This is a genomic window from Thermogladius sp. 4427co (assembly GCF_051933805.1).
Classification (GTDB): domain Archaea; phylum Thermoproteota; class Thermoprotei_A; order Sulfolobales; family Desulfurococcaceae; genus Thermogladius.
This window is the reverse complement of sequence record NZ_CP196893.1, coordinates 252007-271890: the sequence shown is the minus strand read 5'-3', so window position 1 is coordinate 271890 and position 19884 is coordinate 252007. Positions and strand designations below refer to the sequence as shown.

Sequence of the window (19884 nt, the reverse complement as noted above, 5' to 3'; positions counted from 1 at the left end):
ATGGCGATGCACTACCTTGTTGAAAAAGGGACAGAGTACGCTAAACTAGCTGTAGAACTAGATAAGAAGGGGGAGTACGAGAAAGCTGTGAAATACTATAAGGCTGCGATAGACTTATTCTCCAAGTACCTGTCCCTGTACCCGGATAATTCTCTAGCAGACTTCTACAAGGATTTAATTGCTAAATATAAGCTTAGAGTCGAGATCCTCGAGAAATACATGGAGAAATCCAGCCTCCCTGCTTCAGGCCCAGGGGATCGCTCAGCAGACGAAGTAGAGGTTTTAATGCCTGATAAGAGGAGTAACAAGAAGAAATTCGACGACCTAGTGGATTTGGAAGATGTTAAGAAAGCGCTTAAGAGAGCTGTAATATACCCTGTTAAAACACCCCACTTGTATCCTTTAGGATGGCCTAAGGGCATACTGTTATTTGGCCCCCCAGGGTGTGGTAAAACAGAGATTTCTATCGCGTTAGCAAACGAGATTAACGCAGCCCTGATCAATGTTAGCCCAGCTACGATTATGAGTAAATGGCTTGGCGAAGCCGAGAAGAATGTTGCGAAAGTATTTAATAAAGCAAGGGAGATAGCATCGGGCGGTACTCCGGTTATAATATTTATCGATGAAGTAGACGGATTATTCCAAGAGTTCAGCGACGAGGTCGGAGGCGAGAAGAGGATGAGAAACCAGTTCCTAATGGAGATGGATGGGTTGAAAGAGAAAGAGAATAGCAGGCTTCCGGTATTCGTTATAGGAGCGACGAACAAGCCTTGGAAGCTCGATATAGGTTTCATAAGAAGATTTGAAAAAAGGATATATGTGCCTCCGCCCGATAGAGAGGTAAGGAAGGCATTGTTCAAATACTATATCGATAAACTGGCCGTAGTCTATAAGCTTGAGGATATAGACTTCGACAAGCTGGCTGAAATGACCGAGGGCTATAGCTCGGCTGATATTGCTTCGATAGTTAAAGAAGTACAGAATAATATAGCCGAGGAATTAAACGAGAAAGGTGATGGTAAGGATAATTCAGTAGAAAGGAAGATTAGAATGGATGATTTCATACAAGTAATAAACAAAAGGAAGCCAAGTATATCCCCTAAGATGATCGAGGCTTACAAGATCTGGCAAGATCAGCATGGCGCATTGTAGTAGCCAGCTATAATATGATTTAAACAAATCATAATTAGATGAGGCAATGAGGATAGTCATGCCTCTTGAGCCGTGATAGGCTCAGGGGTATCCGAGCCGATGAGATCCACGTTCTTCATAACACTCACTGGTTTTCAAACATGTGCCGCCTTGTCCGGTAAATGTTTTCGGAGTATGGTAGGGACTCTGGCTAGGTTAACCATAATAATATGGAGATGTTATTGAATAACCTTCTCAGGGTATAATCTAATAATCCGTGAAGAATTATTATCGCAATAACTTTCCCTGTGGAATAGGATAACGTATGTTCATTCCTTTAGATGGATCTCGACTATATCCCTATCCATAACGATATGGTCTAAACCAACCCTCTCTCCTGGATATTTCGCTGAAGGACCCCATATGCGTGCGTAACCGAATTTCTCGACGAAATCCTTGTGGATCCTCTTGGCGACATCAAGTATCGTCGAGCCTTTTTTAAGAACAAGGGGTTTATCCGACACCCTCCCAGTAGGGGACTTAGTATACACTCTTACAATCTCTAGTTCTCCGAATATAGCGTTACCAATACTATCTAATCCTTCACCTGTTAATGCAGATACGCTTATAATCCTAGCGTCCCCTGCTATCCTCCTTAACCTGCTTACTTGCCCGGGGTCGCCGATATCGATCTTATTGACTAGTATAATAGACGGCTTGTACTGTACGTTCCCGAATATCGCGTACTCTACATCGTCTAGTGTTACTCTGCCTATGATCCGTACGTGGGCGTTGTATATATTGTATGAAGACAATAGCTTGCGTACATCGTCCACGGTAGCCCCAACTAGCTCACCTAGCATAGTGACCCTTATACCGCCACTACCTGTTTTAAACCTCTCGATCTCAACTCTCCCAGAGGGTTTAGAGAGGAGTATTCCAGCTGATTCAAGCTCTTTCTTCAAAGCCTGGTAGTCTGATACGATATCCCTGGTAGCATCTAGCACTATCATTACGAGGTCTGCGTTCCTGCATAATCCTATGACCCTGCCGTTAAACGGGCCTCCCCCGGGGACTATCGGGGGAGTATCTATGAGCTGGAAGTATACATCCTCGAATTTAAGCATTCCAACCTGTGGGAATGTAGTTGTGAAAGGGGCTTCTGAAACCCTTGTCTTAGCTCCTGTCAACTTGTGGACTATAAGGCTCTTACCTGAATTAGGTAGGCCTATGAGCACTACTTGTGCAGCACCTTCTTTCTCGACGAAGAAGCTAACCCCTTTCCTAGCACTCTTCTTCTTCCTTTCTTCAAGCTCTTCCCTCAGCTCGGCTAGTCTCTTAGTAGCCCACTCCCTGAGATTCTCTGTACCCTTGTGCTTGGGGACGGCGGATAAGAATTCTTCGAGCGCTTTAATTTTTTCCTCAATAGTCCTAGCTTCCATTACCTTAATCCATTTAGCTTTAGCCTCAGCCGGGAGATTCGTTACCATGCTCAGCATCCTTCTTAAAATAGTCTAAGAGATTTGAGCGAGATCCTATATACCATTTAGGTGCTAGGTGCTTAAGATTCTTCCACTTAGACCTTACTATAGGGGGCTTACTACTGTAATAGTTTTTCCTCACCCATTCGATTGTCCTAGGATCAGTTGAATAGCCAGAGCCATAGTCTCCGTAAACAATCCTGCCAGGCTCTATGCTCTCGTCTCTAAAGGTCTTAGCAATGATGCTCGCGAGGGAAACAGCAGGGTATTTAGCGTCAGCATCTGCTTCGACCACTATTGCCTTAAGCTTTTCTCCGAAAACCCTCTTGCAGAACGCTTTAAGTTCTCTACTTACTCCGGCTACTTCGTCAACGTATATCTCTACCTCTTCACGGTTCCAGAATAGACTACTATACGTGGCGATTATATCCATCATTGCTCTAAGAGTTGCCTTATTCAAATTCGTGCGGTCTATTTCCCACGGGCTGAGATAGACGGCTATAGATATCAGAGGCACGCTCTGGGAAATCTCGCTCCTAACCTTCAACCTCTTAGATGGGGTAAGCTGTTTGCTATCGGCGGCTCCAGCGAGCTGGATCTCCTTAATATACTCGGATGGGATGAATACTCCTGCGACCACCATATCTCCTAGTAGGGGCCCTCTCCCAGCTTCGTCTAGCCCGGCAACGATTTTTTCAAAGTGACGGGGTCTGCTAGCCAATGCAGTAATCCACCATCTCAATAGTCGCGGATTTCAATAATTCAATATATTTCCCGAAATAGTTGGAGCAGTCGCAGTTATAGACTTTCATAGGCGGGTATTTAACGTAGAGTTTTAGGAAGTTTTCTTCATCAGCCCTTCCTACTTTAACGAACGTGAACCTGCCAGCGTATTTCCTAGCAATCCCCCTAATATACGACTCGTTTTTAGGAGTGTAAAAGACTACTATATCATCTTTCCCGTCATAGACGATTTCATCCAGTCTTTCACAGTTTCCTGATACAAGGATTATAACGTACATTTCCAAATTTCCTTCGACTCTAATTAAATAATTATTACCCACCCGGGTTTTTATAAAGACTAGAGGAGGTGTCAATGGGGAGATTCTTCGGTACAGACGGTATCAGAGGGGTTGTCAACAAGGATTTGACTCCGGAGTTTATACTGAGAATGGCTGAAGCTATTGGGAGCTTCTTCGGCGAAGGGGCCCGTATCCTAGTAGGCAGGGACTCACGTGCCGGGGGCGATATGGTAAAGAGTATTATAATCGGAGGACTGCTCTCAGCCGGCGTCAAGGTATACGACGCAGGGTTCACGCCTACGCCAGCTCTCCAATATTGTATAAAGGAAGAAGGCTTCGATGGAGGAGTGATGATTACGGCTAGCCATAACCCTCCCGAATACAATGGGATTAAGGTAATAGGTGGAGACGGGGTTGAGATAACTAGGGAGCAGGAGAATACTATCGAAGAAATCTTTTCGACAGGAAAGTTTAGATCCGCCAGCTGGAGGAGTCTAGTAAGCAATGTCGAAGACTTCAGGACCTGTAATGACATATATGTTAGAGGGATCGTCGGCAGGGTTGATACGGAAGCTATAGCGAAAGCAGGTTTCAGGATAGTAGTAGACCCTGCCAATAGCGTTGGAGCTCTTACATCGCCTGAGATAGCCCGGAGGCTTAATGTTAGAGCTATAGTTGTAAACGGCTCCCTCGACCCGTTCTTCCCTGGCAGACACCCTGAGCCAACGCCTGAAACCCTCTCCGAAACAAGCAAGATTGTTAAAACCTATGGTGCTATAGCCGGTTTCGCACACGATGCTGATGCAGACAGGGTTATTGTTATAGATGAGAAAGGTGTCGTCCAGTGGGGTGATAGAACAGCGGTATTATTAGCCGAGTACCTGAAAAAGGATAGGGGCGAGAAAGGAGTAAAGGTATTCACAGCTGTCTCGAGTAGTATGCTTGTCGAAGAAGTCTTGAAAAAGCACGGTATCGAAGTTGTATGGCTGAAGGTTGGAAGCGTCGATATAGCTCACGAGATGAAAAAGCACGCTGATGCACTATGCGGGTTCGAGGAGAACGGCGGGTTCATGTACCCTCCGCACCAGTATGTAAGAGATGGCGGTATGACGATGGCCCTTTTCCTTGAAATGCTGGCTCGTCTAAAGGTTAAACCAAGCGAGCTCTACGAGAGCCTCCCTAGGTGGTATTTGCTTAAAACAAAATTTGCTATGGATAGAGGGAAAGCGGTAAAAGTAGTTGAGAGAGTAAAGGAAATGTTCAGGAGTGAGAGGTTGATAACAGTTGATGGCGTTAAAGTAGTCGGCCGCGATTACTGGATGCTTGTCAGGCCTAGCGGTACAGAACCGTTGTTGAGAGTCATGATCGAAGCGGTTTCAGAAGAGAAGGCTAGAGAACTCTTAGGCATAGTGGAAAACCTTGTTAAAGAAGTGGGAGAATGATGAGACACTGGGGTTTAGATTTCATAAGATGTGTTGAGTGTAAACACTACCCTCTTCAGTTTATAGTGCTTGAGCAAGAAGAGCAAGACGTAGATACAACAGGCTTGGAATTCCCTGTCTGCAAGAACTATTGTGCTTTCCTAGGGAAGCCTATTATTAAAGGAGAGAAATATCCATGCGAGAAATGCCTCAGGATAGGTATTAAGACAGGCGTGTTATACTGCCCTAACTGCGGGAGGTGGTATCCTATTAAAAACGGAATAGTATACCTACTCCCGGATAAAAGGAGGAAGCCTGAATCCGATATTAGATTCCTAGAAGCGTATAAGGATAGGCTGCCTGAGAAAATAGTCTATGAAGGAAAACCCTTTAGTTTGTCGAAGAGGTGATGCTAGGGCTTATAAAGGTGTCTACGTATTTACACCATTAAGGTTGTGGAGTGAAATTAGATGGCGGATCTCTTCTCAAACCTGGAATCGTGGGTTAAGAGGCAGATAGAGGTTAAAGAGAGTTTTAAGAAAGCTGAGTCGGATTATAAAGAGGCTGATAGACTAGCCTTGATACTCTTATCGAGGATGGCTTTCCAGCATATGATGAGGACTATTGAGGCGTTCGATCAGTGGCTTAAAGACCCGGCTATAACGGCTCATATGCCTAGAGAGATGCTTGTTGAGTTATGGGAGAAGCTCAGGCCAATATTCTATGGTTTAATAGATCTGGATATTGAGCATACGAGTAAATACAGCGAGTACTTGAAGAAGCTCTCAACCGAGGGGAAACTAAACCCGCTCCTGTTCTGGGAGAAAGGCGAAAAAGAGCATAAGAGGATACAGCCGCAGATATAATTCTAGATCCATCTCTCAGCCAGGCCTTTTCTTAACCCGGATCTCAACCTCAGCGTCTACCGGGGCGATCTTAACCCTCAGCTCGTTGACGAGTTTATCTATTGTTTCTTTCTCGTTCTTAAGGGTTGTTTCAACGTGTTTCGCTAGGAACTCCCTCCCGAGAGAGCTTATAGAGAGCTTTTTCCTTTCGTTTACCTCGACTAATCCAAGATATTTAAGCACTGTCAGATCGCTTGAGACATCCTTACTAGATGGAACCTGCCCTATTACAATAAAGTTGTATCCCATGCCATAGCCGTTTTGATGCATATAATACAATAGATAGAGGAGGGCTTTCTCGCTAATGTCCTTGAAAGACGAAATAATATACAAAAGCTTTATGAGGCGCGGGTTTTTCTCAACATCGCTGAGTGTAACAACATGCCTTGTCACAATCTTCAATTCCTTACTCTTAGTAGTCTGTGGTTGTTGAGGCGTCTTGGACAAGGTTACACCCTGTTATAAACGTGGAATTACAGCTATTTAAACATATTACACAAGAATAATATTTAATTAGACTTCGCACGGGAAAACCCGTGAACGATTAATAAAAGACTTATATTTATAAGATACCCTAGGCATGGCCTCCAGGGTGCTGCTTATGGTTGAAATAAGAGTTGAAGCTATTAGGAAGAAGGCTAGGATAAGCACCCATAGTCATATCAGGGGTCTCGGCTTAGACGAGAAAGGGAGGGCTCTACCTGTAGCAGACGGGCTGGTTGGGCAGGTTGAAGCAAGAGAAGCTGCTGGTATAGTGGTTCAAATCGTTAAATCGGGGAGAATGAGTGGCCGCGGTATACTATTAGTAGGGCCTCCTGGAACAGGTAAGACTGCTATAGCTATAGCGATAGCTAGAGAATTAGGCGAGGACACGCCATTTGTTATTATGAGCGGTAGCGAGATATACAGTAGCGAGAAAAAGAAGACTGAAATCCTTATGGAGGCTCTAAGGAGAGCCCTAGGCGTGAGGCTGAGGGAGAAGAGGCTTGTTTACGAAGGCGTTGTCAAAGATATCAAGATTAGAAGAGTGAGACACCCGATGGCGCCATACCTAGCTGTGCCTAAAGAGGCTAGGATAGTCCTAGCCACTAAGGACGAAGAGGTCCCGTTGACGGTGAGCGAGGATGTCACTGAGCAAATCATCGAATTAGGTATTAGGAAAGGAGACGTAATATGGATTGATGCGGAGACAGGGAGAGTGTTCAGGGAGGGTAAAGCAAAGGATTTCGCGGAGGCTAAAACATACGATATAGAGACTAAGAGGCTTGTTGAAATCCCGAAGGGCCCTGTTAAAAAAGAGAAAGAGATAGTTAGAACACTCACTCTCCACGAACTGGACACTTACGTAGCCAGCCAGAGAGCGTTGATAAGCTTCTTCGGTTTCGGATTCGAAAGAGAGATCCCGCCGGAGGTTAGGAGGGAGGTAGATGAGACTGTGAAGAAGTGGATTGAGAGCGGTAAAGGCGAGATCGTGCCGGGAGTTCTATTCATAGATGACGCCCATATGCTGGATATTGAAGCATTCAGCTTCTTGACGAGGGCTATGGAGAGCGAGTTCTCCCCCCTCATAATCCTGGCTACTAACAGGGGTATTGCTAGAATAAGAGGGACGGATATAGAATCACCGCACGGGATGCCATTAGACCTGCTTGATAGACTGTTGATAATCCCTACGAAACCTTATTCCCCGGATGAGATAAAGGAGATCATAAAGATCAGGGCTGAAGAAGAAGAGATCAAGCTCACAAATGAGGCTCTCGAAGAACTTGTAAGATTAGCCTCGGAGACGAGCCTGAGGTATGCTGTCCAATTGCTTGAACCAGCTAGGATTATCGCGGGAGAGAATAATAGAGAAGAGGTTACTGTAGAAGATGTGAGGAAGGCTAGAAGGCTGTTTATAGACCTTTCAGCTAGCGTGAAATATTTGAAAGAGTATGAATCGAAATTCCTCAAATAACATCTTATTCTATTAGGCAAGGTGGTTTATTGGATTATAGTAGTATCGTGCCAGTTCTTAGAGTACTTAACCGCCTCTACAATAATACCCCTAGGCACGGCGAGAGCATACTAGGGTCTATGACTACACAGCCCCTCCCGATAGCACTCTACGCTTTCACACTATTCTCGCATACGAACCTAGCCGACATAGAATTGTTCCCACCCCTTAAAGAGATGGAGGTAGAAGTCCTAGAGTACATGAAGAGACTTTATGGATCAGGCGTAGGGTATGTGACCGCGGGGGCTACAGAATCAAATATCATCGCCCTCTATACTGCGAGAACGCTTAGGGGCGGTAGAAGCAACTACGTTATAGCGCCTGATACGGTACACGTATCTGTAGACAAAGCCTGCATCATACTAGGATGCCGCCTACTTAAAATAGAGACTCGTGCCAGGCCTGTCGATCCCGGGAGGGTGGAGGATTACGTTAAGAAGTACGATCCCTTCGCAATAGTTATTACAGCTGGTACTACGGAGCTAGGACTAGTAGACCCTATCAGAGAGGTTGGTAGGATAGCTGACGAATACAATGTCTTCCTCCACGTCGACGCAGCTTACGGGGGTTTGATAATACCCTTCCTCTATGAGAAGGGTCTGATAGCCGAAAATACCTATTTCTACAAGGGTGTTTCAAGCCTTGCTGTAGATTTCCACAAGTTCGGTAGTGTTCCTGCGCCAGCTGGCATAATACTTTTCTCTAGCAGAGAGCTTATGGAGGCAAGCTGTTTCGACAACCCGTATACTCTCTCCGGCAGGAACTGCGGCTTGCTGGGAACGAGGAACGGTGGCAGCCTCGCTGGTATATGGGCTGTATTTAAATCCCTGGGGCTCGATTATTTCAGGGAGAAGGCTTTATGGGCGTTCAACCTCGCTACTATGATATATGAGCGTGTAAACAGTATAGAGGGGTTCGAGGCTTTAAAGCCTGCTACTACGATACTAGCGTTCAAGCACAGGCTTTTACCACCCGAGTACATCCTGGCGAGGCTAGCGGAGAGAAGACTTTATCTATATAAAGCGCCTAGTGTAAACGGTGTAAGGGTTGTAGTAATGCCTCATTTCAGCGAGAGGCTTGTTGACAAACTGGTCTCGTCGCTTAGAGAGATCAGTGGTGTTAAAATTGGTTAACATAGGTTTAATCTACAAGTCTCTCAGCGAGGAAGATTTCATAGTCTTGAGAGCGTTAGAGAGGCTCTCCAGGAGATTCGAGTTCGTACCGGTTGAATCTCTTCTGAGAGAGACTAGGATTTATGAAGAAAAGCTCTCTCTAATCCTCTCGAAACTCCACAGGCTCAAGCTACTAAAAGCACGTATAATAGGGTCGTCTAGAGCCTATAGGCTAACCTATCTCTCTCTGGATATGCTCGCCTTGAAGAGCCTTGTAGATAGGAATATTATTACAGCAATAGGAGACAAGATCGGGGTGGGTAAGGAGAGCGACCTTTTCCAAGCACTGGCACCAGGAAATGAGGTGGTTGTCGTGAAATTTCTGAGGATAGGCAGGACTAGTTTTAGGAGGACTAAGATCACGAGGTCTTGGACTCTATCCTCTCATGCTTCATGGTATGACCAATCCAGGGTAGCGGCTGAGCGAGAGTATAAGGCTCTCGCCGAACTCTACGCTCTGAAAGCTTATGTTCCAAAACCTTATGGATACAATAGGCATGCAACCGTGATACAGTACATAGAAGGAGAAATGCTATACGAGAGGCCGGAGCTAAGTAATCCTGAGGAGGTACTGTGGAGGATACTCGAGACCCTAAGGATTGCTTACACAGCCTCGGGTATTGTGCACGGGGATTTAAGCGAGTACAATATCATCGTCTCACGCAACGGCATACCCTATGTTATAGACTGGCCCCAGTACGTGTATAGAGATGAGCCGAATGCGCAGAGCCTATTGGAAAGGGATATAAAATACGTTCTGAGATTCTTCGAGAAAGTCTACGGCGTGCAAACAGATTTCGAGAAAGCGTTGAAATACGTTACGGGAACCTGAAGCGTTCGTCATTAACTGTGGCTTTTTATTGTTTTTAATTATTTCAATAGGTAGGTCACTACTATTTTACGGTCTCTCGCTACGGCTTGACACCTGCTGCTAGATGGACAACCCTATGGATCTAGGGGTCAGGGCTCGTTGGTAGAAAGGGGTCTAGGGGCTCAGTCCCTTACCTACAGCTTACAAACTCACCAGCTCGAGACACCTACGCTCCAGACCAGTATGTAAACAAACGTTTTTAGTGAAAGCTGTTAAGTCCTAAAAGCGACTAGAAAACTTGAGTGACGTCGTATGGCTCTCATTCCATACTCCTACAGTGTAGGGCTAAAGATATAGATAGCTACGGGACCCTCATTCGAATGCCGTTTACAACTTGTTATAGCTTTACCTGCTTGATGCAGGGTTTAAGCATCAGATTTTAATTAAGGTTATGCAATTTAGACTAATGTAGGATGTTTGAAACGCTCCGGGGCTTGTGGTAGCAGCCTGTTTAGGAGGGGTGTTAACGGTATAGGGGATAGTAGGGATTTGTGCATTATAGGCGTCGATATTCTACCCGGTTATTCGCCCGGCGGGGCTAGTGCTAGGTATGCTGTTGTAGTCTTGAAGGATGGCGATATTCTACAGGAGATTCGTGAGGCATCGCTTGGGAGGATTATTAGGATAGTATGGGAGTGCGGGAAAGCGGTGATAGCTGTAGACAATGTTTTCGAGCTAGTCCCTGATAAAAAGGGGCTTGCTAAACTACTGGAGCTACTGCCAGACTCGGCCGAGCTCGTCCAGGTAACGGCTGATGCAACAGGGTTTAAGAGCCTCGAGGAAATTGCTAGGTCCATCGACCCAACGTATTCAGGGAAGCTTGACCCGTTGAAATCAGCCTATATCATAGCCCTGGCTGCTAGCAGGGGCATAGGGCTTAAGATCGGTAAAAGCTTCCCGAAGACAAAGATCATTATTACCAGAGGTAGGAGTATTAGCCGTGGTGGGATGAGCTTAAACAGGTTCCTGAGGAGTGTGAGAGCAGGTATACTTCATGTTACCAAGGAGATTAGGAAGGTGCTAGACGAGCATAATATAGACTACGACCTCTATGTTAGGAAGAGCGAAGGGGGCTTAGAAAGGAGCCTGTTCATAGTTTACGCGCCGAGAGAAGAGCTCTACGGCCTTATAAAGCCTATTAAGACCAAGGGTGTTAGAGTAGTTATTAAACCAGTACCCGAGCCTACTCTATTCAGCGAACAGGCTACCAGGTCTAATAGGCCTGTTATAGTAGGGATAGACCCAGGCATGACAACGGGCGTAGCAGTCATCGATATAGATGGTAGGGTGCTCTACGCATTCTCGCAGAAAGACGCCGATAGGTCTACTATCATAAGCATTGTGACACAATATGGTTCTCCGATCGCTATCAGCACCGATGTAAGTAACATACCGGATCTCGTCGAGAAGATCGCTAGCCAGTTAGGTGTGCCGGTGATAGCTCCTCCGAGAGACCTAGATTCAGATGAGAAACAGAAGATTCTAGAGAGAGTGGTTGAGAGAAACAAGGATTTAATATTGAAAGACTCCCACGTGAAAGATGCTGTAGCATCCGCCTGGAAAGCCCTGAATACTATCCAGGATAAGATAGCTGAAGTGAAAAAGTATGCTAAATACGTTGGAGTAAAAGAGAACATGCCCTATATTATCAGAGAAGTCTTGAAAGGTAGGCCGGTAGCTGAAGTCGTAGAGAGCTTTATAGATAAGAGGATTAGAGAGATCGGCATCGGTGAAGGTTCGAGAAAACACGTTGAAATGAAACCTGGGGAGCATGCTGAAACAGGTAGAGAGCTTAAGCAGAGAATTATAGAACTCGAGGCTAAGATAAGGCTTCTCGAACAGGAGATAACGAGGAGGGACGAATTGATCAAGAACCTCGAACTAGAGCTTAAGACAAGCAAGTTTGCCAGTAGGGTGGAGGAGTATGAGAGAAGGATTTATCTATTAGAAACAGAAATCGAGAGTCTTAGGAAGAGCGTTGAAGACAGGGATAAGAAGATAGAGGAGTTACAGTCTGAAATCGCCAGGTTGCTAGGTGTTATTAGGGATCTCTACGCTGGGAAACTCGTAGTAATACCACGTCTCAGGAAATTCGAGGAACTAGTATCCGCAGGTTCCGATATCAGGTACGTATTTGTAGACGAGGTAAACCCTTCTGACAGCAGGATTGTAGAGTTCATGAGGTCTAAGAAGATTATCGTAGTAGCTGGGAAAGTGGTTGGGAAAGCAGGTAAGATGCCTATAATAGAATACACGCCAATACTGAGATTTGATGATTTCGTCGTAGTCGAGAAAAGCATACTGGATAAAGGAATGGAATTGAGAACCGAGTGGGAGAAGGAGCTGGAGGAAGACGAGTACAGTAGGATTGTAAAATTGATTGAGGAATACCAGGCTGAGAGAATGAAAAAACTCGGGGTGAAAGAATTCAACAGGCTAATATAGGCTTACTTTCCCTTCTAGAACAAGGTTTGTGATTCTTGTAATATTCTCTAGCTCGTTCTCCACAAGGGCTTCTATCTCGCTTACTATGTGTGATGGGGGCTCGTCTAGGGATTTGTTAACAGGGATCATCTTAACGCTTAATACCTGCGGGTTGTTTATCGGTTTCCCGATCTGACTTAGGATCTCGACGTAGACGTCTTTAGCGTATTCGCTCGCCGTTTCATAGATCTTCCTGGCTAGTAGCATAGCTAGGACGTTATATATCTTGCCGACATGGTTAACCGGGTTCTTGCCCGCTGTAGCCTCTAAGCTGATAGGCCTCATTGGAGTGATCAGGCCGTTAGCCCTATTACCTCTCCCGGTAGCACCATCGTCTCCGTGTTCAGCACTCGTACCTGTCACAGTTAGGTATACAGAGCCTTTCTCCGGCATATCCGCTGTATTAACGTTTACTTCTACCCTATAGTCCGGCATTATCTTGGATGCGAGGTCTAGAATGTCGTTTACTATTTGCTCTTTATAACTCATGTACTCGCCAATATCCCTGACGTGTCTATCGACGAAGGCTACAGCGATCGTAAGCCTTATATCCCTCTCCTTCCTTAAACCCATAACCTTTATATCTTCTCCTACAGCAGGCATCTTCTTCTTGTAGTCGCTAGAATTAAGCAGCCTCTCTGTTTCGAAAACCAGTTTCTCCAGCGGTGTTAACGGGTAGAATCCGACGCCTATACTCGTATCATTTGCTAAAGGAACGCCTTTCCTGCCTTCTTCGAAAATTGTTACAAGGTCGGCGCTACCCTTCCTAACCATGTAATCGACTACTACGTGGGAATCCGGGTCAAGGTATCGTATATTTTCCCTAATCCAGTCCCGGACAGCTTTTACAATTAGGCTACCATAAGGTATTTTAACAATACCGTCTTCAGTCCTAACCTCTGTAGTAGCCCTGCCTGCGACAATAATGTATATGGGTTCTATAACCTCGCCTCCTCCGAACCTGGGGTTAGCCTGTCCCCCTACAAGGAGTGTTTTATCCAGGTTGTGGTGTAGTATTGTCCCGAATTCCTTGAGATAGTATTTGCTCAAGGCTCTAGAAGCTGCTTCGCTAGCAGAATCAGCTATATAGTCCGGGTGTCCCAACCCCTTCCTCTCGACTAGTTCAACCTTCATATCTCGAACGCTTTGGAACCTTAGTGTTTCTACTACTATATTTTTCTTCGCCACTTTAATCACCGAGAGCCCAGGTTAATTAACGGTATTAGGTGGGAGTCTTTTAAAAATTCCTACGATCTAAATCTAACGACTGCGGATGGGCCGGGGATTCTCGACTGGATTTCCCTCAATGAGACAAAAGCTCTAACATCGCCTTTAACAATCCTATCGTATATTTCTCGGGCGATTTCTTCAACAGGCTTGTTCGATGGTTTGATTACAGCGTATGATACTGCTTTCTTCTCGACGAGTTCCTCGGGGCCGACTATAGTTCTCCAGTACTCGCCGTAGACATGATCGACCACTTTTTCTATACCAATAGCTAGTTCTAGAGGTATGGTTAAGTAATTCCTCTTACCGTATATCATGAAAGAGCCTTTTGGAAGGTATTCTCCGCTCGGGGGAGTCTTAGACACCTGTTCGCCTCTAACCCAGTATACGTCGACAAATGAAAACCCTGCTTTCCAAGCTTTAGAATAACATGCTGTCAAATACGCTGCATCCCGTATATCTTCTTCGCTAACAGTCTTCCTATAAGTCTTCAATACGACTACAGGAGCGCCATGGATATCCGCGTGCAAGAATATGTCATAGTCAGCCATATACTTCCTATAGATAAGCTCGTTCTGGTCTGCGTCTTTCCCGCCTATAGCGAGGAATCCGTTCCTTGTTATGAGCCAGTGGAATCTCTCATACCACTCTCTAGGTCTTATAGACGTTGCCAACTTCTCGGAGAGTTCTCTCTCGACTTCTTTCAAACGGTTTTCTAGGTCCTTCTTCTTCTCTAGGGCGGTTTCCAGCTTTTTCTCTATCTCACCCAGTTTCTTCTTTACTTCAATAATGTTTCTAGCGAGGTCTAATCTGATATCCAATGGTATTATTGTATCCCCGGCTTTTACCAGTACTAGACCCCTGCTCTGATCGACCGATACTATATTGCTGCAGAGCTTTACCACCGAATTCCAACCATGTTTATCGTGGGCTTCCTGCGCACATTTTAAATCCTCCTCGACTTGGTAATAATTTGTGTAGACGGCTTGAAGAATTTTCTCAAACTCCTTCTTGCTTTCTTCGAATTGAGAGATAGCCTCGTATACTGAAGCTATAGACTTCTCGATTTCTTTCCTCTTAGTCTCGAGCTCTCTTTCTCTAGCCGCTTTGACAACCCTTTTCTCATACTCGCCGAAGAAAAAGTCTATACCGGAAACAAGATCGGCTTCTTTCACAGCTAGACCGTATTCCTCTACTAGTAGACTAGGTTTGAACAGTGTGTAGAGTGTTAAACGCTCTTCATCTGTATACACCAGATGGCATTTACCCGACTCAGCTTCTTTAACCACCTCTCTGTATTTTTCTGTGAGAATGTTTAGGTCGCTTCTAGCTATATCAGAAGGCCTACTAGACTTCTTCTCGAACAAGCCCGCTCTATATAGTATCTCCTCGCCAATATACCCGGGTAGACCCCAGCCTCTTGTAACGCCTTTTATCAACGTATCGAAACCGTATAGCGTATCCACTAGGTCTTCTGAGAACGGGCTTTTACCCAAGGATGGAGGAGGCTTGTAGACTAGGCCGGTTTTAATAGCTCTGTCTTTCATCTCTACTCTTCTCGACGCAAATACAATTCTATTTTCCGGGTCAGAGACTACTAGAACACCGCGGGGGAGTAGCTCTACTATTAGATTATAGCTGCCTTCTCTCAGAGAGAGGTTTACTAAAACTATCCTCTCCCACCCTAATTGCGTGATACCGGTTATCCTCGCATTACCCAGCCCCCTTCTGATAAAGATCGTTAGGGGATCTACCTTTTTCTCCCCTGGCTCAAGATTCGATACGTGGAATCTTACCCCGGGCTCGATCTTAACGTTGAACAAGCCTTCCTTACATCTTATTTTCATAACCCAGTAGAATCCAGCAGAGTAGAAATTATCCAGGTAGCAGCCCTTTAGCTTCTCATTCAGCACTCTCGCAGTAGCATATGTGTCGATAACATCCATACTATTTTTCTCTATCCCCGGCATTAAGGATTTCCTCAGCTATCTCCCGTGGTAGCATCCTGTGTTTGAGATAATACTCTAATCCAGGAGCTAGTAGAGGCCTCCCTCCGAGGGCAGGGTACCGGTATGGTAGGTACACTGAGCCATACTCGGTCTCGATAGTGACTCCATCTACGAATTCCAGGCCTTGGACACCCCTATTTCGAAGCATGTACATTACGTAATACACTGTCCCATCGATACTGAACTGTTTATCACCAATATTCCTAGCAGGGCAACCCGGTAGCTTCGACGTAATATACTGGTATGTCCTGCCCCTGGGCGGGTGATCGCCTAGTATACCCCCTACTACAACATAGCTAGCGCTAGAGAGCTCACCGTATTCCAGGGCTTTCTCAGCTCTGGGATCTAGTATTATGGTTTTATCAGGTGGGAAAACCTTTCTCCTAACAAGTTCTACAACGCTTTCTTCCATAACCGTCCCATACTGTGCTAGAAGCCTCCGGTACTTGCCTGGTACGTTTGTAAAGATTATCCTATTAGAACCTGCTATAAGGCTGGCGTGCCTGTATTCTAGGATTAACCAGGGCGTCAATCCCTCTTCTAAATGCTCTATGACTATCCTCGGCCCTTCCAAAGCTCCCTCCTCCTCGCTTCTAGTAGATTGATCTCCAAGCCCATGTATTCAGCAGCCGTTACAATTCTCACCTTCTTCCCAGACTCTGCTAACCGGTTCCTAACGGTCTCGAAAACGCTATTGTACTCTAAATCCCTTAGGAGATGGTGGTCTACTACTATAGTAGTATCATCACGCATAGCTAGCGCAACCTCGCACAGCCCTCTTACTCCTTGCTCTACGATTCCCTTACCGTACCGGTAGTCGGGTAGATACGTTGGAGGTCCGCTGATAATCAGGAGATCGGGGTCAACCCTCTTAATATACTCGATGCCTCTAGTGCTCGAAGGGCCTTGTGCATCGCTCGCGTGTAATAGTACTCCTTCGCTAGTTCTAACAACAGTGTAGAGTACCCAGCCTAGCCTAGAGCCTTCTTGCCCGTGTGGCATCGGGGGCGAGAACTCGACTACGAGTTTGTCACCTAGCTGGAGAGACCTCCCGTCTACGAACTCGAGCCTAGCAACTCTTCCTGCTATCCCCCTCGTAACGAAGAGATTATAGGCCCTAGCCTTCTGACTGTAGTTTATATCCCTCTGGTAGTCTTTTGCGAAGACTATTTTCCCCTCGTAATAGGATTCCTCTCCCTTCCTATAGAGGTAATGGTCCCTATGGTAGTGGCTTATAACAATATAGTCGGCTTCCTCCACAAGGTCGTGTATTCTACCGAGTGCATCCTCTAGTGCCCTGAGTTCTAAAGGATGGGGTGGCAGACCAAACCTCCTAGGCGCAAGGCTTACACCGGGATCGATGAAAATAGTTGCTTCAGGTGTCTCGACGAAAGTAGCCATGCCCCTGGTACCCATGCTGTCGAATCCTATGAGAGTAACCTTCATCAAACCACTTTATACGGTGTCTTCAACTAATAGTGTTATGGTTGGAGAGGTTGATAAAAAGTCTCCAAAACCCTGATGCAAAGACGGTTTTAAACGAGGTCTTAAACGCTTGGAGGAACAAGGAGTTATTCATATTAATCGGGGAGTTCGAGGTAGAGTACGAAGGCAGGGGGTATTCTAGGCTATCTAACGGGGAAAGGATCCTACTTGTTAAAAGCGATGGAGCAGTTCTAGTGCACTCATCGCAGGGGTTTAAACCGATAAACTATCAGCCTTCATCCGATGTGTTCGAAGCATGGTTAGAACCCGATGGCAGGCTCAGCATGCTGTTTGTGAGAGATAATCCTAGGGAGGTGCTGAAGCTCGTGTTCAACTCTGTAACCCTGCTGATAAGGGGTCGGCTCGTAGACAAAGGGGTTTTCACAATGTATTTCGACGAATCAGAGCTCAGAGACTTTATTTTCAACCACCCGGAGGTGGTTGAAAAGGGTTTAGAAGTTATTGGTCGAGAGGTAAAAGTTTCTGCAGGCACAGTGGATATCCTAGCCCGGGACGTATCTGGTAGGCTTGTCGTGATAGAGGTTAAGAGAAGTACTGCGACGCGCGAATCAGCTATCCAACTATACAGGTATGTTCTATCAATAGAATACGAGAGGGGTGTCAAGCCTAGGGGGCTGCTCGTAGCACCATCGTTTACACCATCTGCGATAGATTTTATGAGGAGGAATGGGCTTGAATGGAGATATGTAGATCCTAAGAAGGTTCTAGAGTATTTGAAGGGCGGGAAGATTGGAAGACCCCTGGGGTAGGTCGGTGGTGGAACTATACGATGAGACAGCGAGAGGCTATGACCTCTTATATAGGGAGGAACAATACGCAAAGTACGATTTCTTAGCGGGTAAAAGTCTACTTGATATGAATGGCAGAGTATTAGACGCCGGGTGCGGAACCGGCCTTCTACTCGAATATGTTTTCGAGAAGAAGCTGGATGTTTTTAAAATATATGTATGTCTGGATGCTAGCGCTGGAATGATAAGGATAGCGTCTTCTAAAAGGAAGGATCCAAGGATTTTATTTATCGTCTCCTATATCGAACACCTCCCTGTTGTAGACAATTATTTCGATACAGCCTACTCTATCACTGTCTGGGATAATCTCGAGGATAAAGCGCTAGGCCTCTCGGAGTTGAAGAGGGTTTCCCGTAAGGTAGTCATCTCCCAGCACGGGAAATCTAGGGCCCCAACTCCTTCACAAATAGACCCATTTTTCACCGAGGTAGGGTTTGCTGTAGACAGGTTTTTTATAAGCAGTACGGACCAATCCTAAAATAATTTAAAAACCATTCTTTAGAATATACTAGTGAGCGTTACCAGGATTTATGGGGTGGTATATTGGCTAACCAGGCTAGAAGTATCAGGAACCCTTCGCCTCTGAAAATATTGAGAGGAGCGATCAACCAGGTAGTCCTCGTCAGGGTTAAAGACGGGAACGAGTTTATAGGGAATCTGGAGGTAGTCGACCCTACTATGAACGTGGTCTTAAGTGATTGCGAGGAAACTACGCCCGACGGGAAGCCTGTAGCACGCTACGGCAAGGCTTTGATCCGGGGTAGCCACATAGTTTTCATAAGCGTAAACTATGGGCAGGTCGCTCCAGAAAGGGCTAGGATTTAGCTGGTTATAGAGGGAGAAAGCATATTAGAAATGAAAACAGAAACATATAGTGGTGGATAGTATAGGGGCTCGACCGGTTAAATACAGGAGGGTTCAAGACCATTATAGATGGCTTAGGAGCGATGGTTCACCTAATTTCTCAAATAAAATATACGAATTCAGGAAAGAGCTCAGCCTAATCGCTAGTAAGCCGGTTGTACAGATACCTTCTACTCTACCTATTATGAAATCTATCGAGGAGATGTCGAAAGGCTACAGGGGGCTAGTGGTCTCTCGCGGGGGTGTTCTAGAAGGCATCCTGCTGGCGACTCAGGTAATAAACTATCTCGGAGGGGGCGGTTTATTCAAGATCGTCGAGCACAAGTATAACTACAACGTGTTCAACGCGCTTAATAGAGAGCCTGTTGAATCGATCTATGAGAGGAATGTTATAGTAGCGTATGATAGGGAGAGTATTCAAGAAGTCTTATTGAAGATGGTGTTACACGGTATCGGTTACATACCTGTTGTCGGAGAGGGCAACAGGGTTGTAGGCGTAGTTACAGAACACGACCTTGTTAGAGTGTTAGCGTCACTATACGAGTCGGGCGTGAAGGTATCTGATATCATGTCGAAGCCTGTTATAACGATCCCGCATAATAGTACGCTAAGCGAAGCTATGTCTAAGATGGTGGGTATCGGATTCAGGCGTCTCCCCGTGGTAGAAGACAATACTGTAGTCGGGATTATAACGGCTATGGATATCATCAGGTTCTACGGGACTCATGAAGCATTCAAGTATTGTACAACAGGCGATATAAGGGAGATAAACACGGTCAGTGTTAAACAGGTGATGAACGAGAAGCCTATCTCTATAGAACCTAGTGCCGACGTCAGCGAAGCTGTTAGGCTAATGGTGGATAACAACGTGAGCAGTATTCTAGTAGTCGATAGGGAAGGCGTGTTACAGGGTATTGTAACAGAGAGGGATATTCTATACGCTATAGTAACCCCTAGGTAGGGCTATAAAAATCAGGTAGCCTTATACATATTCAAAGCAGAGGCAT

The 19884-nt window shown here is 45.6% G+C and carries 20 protein-coding genes; 12 read left to right on the top strand and 8 right to left on the bottom strand.

The genetic code is table 11. The features are described 5' to 3' along the window. Complete coding sequence (locus ACSU1N_RS01405) at positions 1-1152, top strand: AAA family ATPase (RefSeq protein WP_440059848.1); 1152 nt, start codon at positions 1-3, stop codon at positions 1150-1152. Positions 1153-1460: 308 nt separating this feature from the next. Here ACSU1N_RS01405 and ACSU1N_RS01400 read toward each other — a convergent pair whose 3' ends face one another. The 3 genes from ACSU1N_RS01400 to ACSU1N_RS01390 are packed head-to-tail and all read right to left on the bottom strand — an operon-like array spanning position 1461 to position 3640. Next, positions 1461-2621, bottom strand: coding sequence for an OBG GTPase family GTP-binding protein (locus tag ACSU1N_RS01400; protein ID WP_440059847.1), 1161 nt, complete (start codon positions 2619-2621; stop codon positions 1461-1463). After that, positions 2599-3354: a ribonuclease HII gene (gene rnhB, locus ACSU1N_RS01395; RefSeq protein ID WP_440059846.1), complete on the bottom strand. Its 756-nt coding sequence runs from the start codon at positions 3352-3354 to the stop codon at positions 2599-2601. The genes ACSU1N_RS01400 and rnhB overlap by 23 nt, the downstream gene beginning before the upstream one ends. Further along, the gene (locus ACSU1N_RS01390; RefSeq protein WP_440059845.1) at positions 3326-3640 is read right to left on the bottom strand and encodes a hypothetical protein; all 315 of its coding nucleotides are present in this window, start codon (positions 3638-3640) and stop codon (positions 3326-3328) included. The genes rnhB and ACSU1N_RS01390 overlap by 29 nt, the downstream gene beginning before the upstream one ends. Before the next feature lie 68 nt (positions 3641-3708). On the opposite strand from ACSU1N_RS01390, the gene glmM reads away from it, so the two are divergent. The 3 genes from glmM to ACSU1N_RS01375 are packed head-to-tail and all read left to right on the top strand — an operon-like array spanning position 3709 to position 5921. Next, on the top strand, positions 3709-5076 hold the full coding sequence (gene glmM, locus ACSU1N_RS01385; RefSeq protein WP_440059844.1) for a phosphoglucosamine mutase: 1368 nt from the start codon (positions 3709-3711) through the stop codon (positions 5074-5076). Next, on the top strand, positions 5073-5465 hold the full coding sequence (locus ACSU1N_RS01380; protein WP_440059843.1) for a Trm112 family protein: 393 nt from the start codon (positions 5073-5075) through the stop codon (positions 5463-5465). Before glmM ends, ACSU1N_RS01380 begins: the two co-directional genes overlap by 4 nt. 60 nt (positions 5466-5525) lie before the next feature. Next, entirely contained in the window at positions 5526-5921 is a 396-nt protein-coding gene (locus tag ACSU1N_RS01375; RefSeq protein WP_440059842.1) for a DUF2153 domain-containing protein, read from the top strand. A gap of 15 nt (positions 5922-5936) precedes the next feature. Here ACSU1N_RS01375 and ACSU1N_RS01370 read toward each other — a convergent pair whose 3' ends face one another. Then, on the bottom strand, positions 5937-6407 hold the full coding sequence (locus ACSU1N_RS01370; protein WP_440059841.1) for a hypothetical protein: 471 nt from the start codon (positions 6405-6407) through the stop codon (positions 5937-5939). A 154-nt stretch (positions 6408-6561) separates the two neighbouring features. Between ACSU1N_RS01370 and ACSU1N_RS01365 the strand changes: the two genes are divergently transcribed. The 4 genes from ACSU1N_RS01365 to ACSU1N_RS01350 all read left to right on the top strand — a co-directional run bounded on the left by ACSU1N_RS01365 (position 6562) and on the right by ACSU1N_RS01350 (position 12444). Further along, positions 6562-7917: a RuvB-like helicase gene (locus ACSU1N_RS01365; protein WP_440059840.1), complete on the top strand. Its 1356-nt coding sequence runs from the start codon at positions 6562-6564 to the stop codon at positions 7915-7917. A 29-nt stretch (positions 7918-7946) separates the two neighbouring features. Beyond that, positions 7947-9089, top strand: coding sequence for a pyridoxal-dependent decarboxylase (locus ACSU1N_RS01360; protein WP_440059839.1), 1143 nt, complete (start codon positions 7947-7949; stop codon positions 9087-9089). Continuing rightward, positions 9073-9960 (top strand): RIO1 family regulatory kinase/ATPase domain-containing protein, encoded by an 888-nt coding sequence (locus ACSU1N_RS01355; RefSeq protein ID WP_440059838.1) that lies wholly within the window; start codon positions 9073-9075, stop codon positions 9958-9960. Before ACSU1N_RS01360 ends, ACSU1N_RS01355 begins: the two co-directional genes overlap by 17 nt. Before the next feature lie 456 nt (positions 9961-10416). Next, positions 10417-12444 carry a DUF460 domain-containing protein gene (locus tag ACSU1N_RS01350; protein WP_440059837.1) on the top strand — a complete coding sequence of 676 codons (2028 nt, stop codon included), beginning with the start codon at positions 10417-10419 and terminating at the stop codon, positions 12442-12444. Here the strand turns inward: ACSU1N_RS01350 and ACSU1N_RS01345 are convergent. The 4 genes from ACSU1N_RS01345 to ACSU1N_RS01330 are packed head-to-tail and all read right to left on the bottom strand — an operon-like array spanning position 12436 to position 17165. After that, entirely contained in the window at positions 12436-13671 is a 1236-nt protein-coding gene (locus ACSU1N_RS01345; RefSeq protein ID WP_440059836.1) for a methionine adenosyltransferase, read from the bottom strand. The genes ACSU1N_RS01350 and ACSU1N_RS01345 overlap by 9 nt on opposite strands. A gap of 59 nt (positions 13672-13730) precedes the next feature. Next, positions 13731-15680, bottom strand: a complete 1950-nt coding sequence (gene rqcH, locus ACSU1N_RS01340; protein WP_440059835.1) for a ribosome rescue protein RqcH — start codon at positions 15678-15680, stop codon at positions 13731-13733. Continuing rightward, the gene (locus ACSU1N_RS01335) at positions 15658-16293 is read right to left on the bottom strand and encodes a hypothetical protein (protein WP_440059834.1); all 636 of its coding nucleotides are present in this window, start codon (positions 16291-16293) and stop codon (positions 15658-15660) included. Before ACSU1N_RS01335 ends, rqcH begins: the two co-directional genes overlap by 23 nt. Beyond that, positions 16275-17165 (bottom strand): MBL fold metallo-hydrolase, encoded by an 891-nt coding sequence (locus ACSU1N_RS01330; protein WP_440059833.1) that lies wholly within the window; start codon positions 17163-17165, stop codon positions 16275-16277. Before ACSU1N_RS01330 ends, ACSU1N_RS01335 begins: the two co-directional genes overlap by 19 nt. A 41-nt stretch (positions 17166-17206) precedes the next feature. Here ACSU1N_RS01330 and ACSU1N_RS01325 point away from each other — a divergent pair, with 41 nt between their 5' ends. The 4 genes from ACSU1N_RS01325 (at position 17207) to ACSU1N_RS01310 (ending at position 19838) form a co-directional block, all read left to right on the top strand. After that, entirely contained in the window at positions 17207-17974 is a 768-nt protein-coding gene (locus tag ACSU1N_RS01325; RefSeq protein ID WP_440059832.1) for an endonuclease NucS domain-containing protein, read from the top strand. Continuing rightward, the gene (locus tag ACSU1N_RS01320; RefSeq protein ID WP_440059831.1) at positions 17955-18491 is read left to right on the top strand and encodes a class I SAM-dependent methyltransferase; all 537 of its coding nucleotides are present in this window, start codon (positions 17955-17957) and stop codon (positions 18489-18491) included. The genes ACSU1N_RS01325 and ACSU1N_RS01320 overlap by 20 nt, the downstream gene beginning before the upstream one ends. A 65-nt stretch (positions 18492-18556) precedes the next feature. Further along, the gene (locus ACSU1N_RS01315) at positions 18557-18838 is read left to right on the top strand and encodes an LSM domain-containing protein (protein ID WP_440059830.1); all 282 of its coding nucleotides are present in this window, start codon (positions 18557-18559) and stop codon (positions 18836-18838) included. 49 nt (positions 18839-18887) lie between these two features. Next, a complete protein-coding gene (locus ACSU1N_RS01310) occupies positions 18888-19838 on the top strand; it encodes a CBS domain-containing protein (RefSeq protein WP_440059829.1) in 951 nt (316 codons plus the stop codon). The last annotated feature ends 46 nt before the right edge of the window (positions 19839-19884 follow it).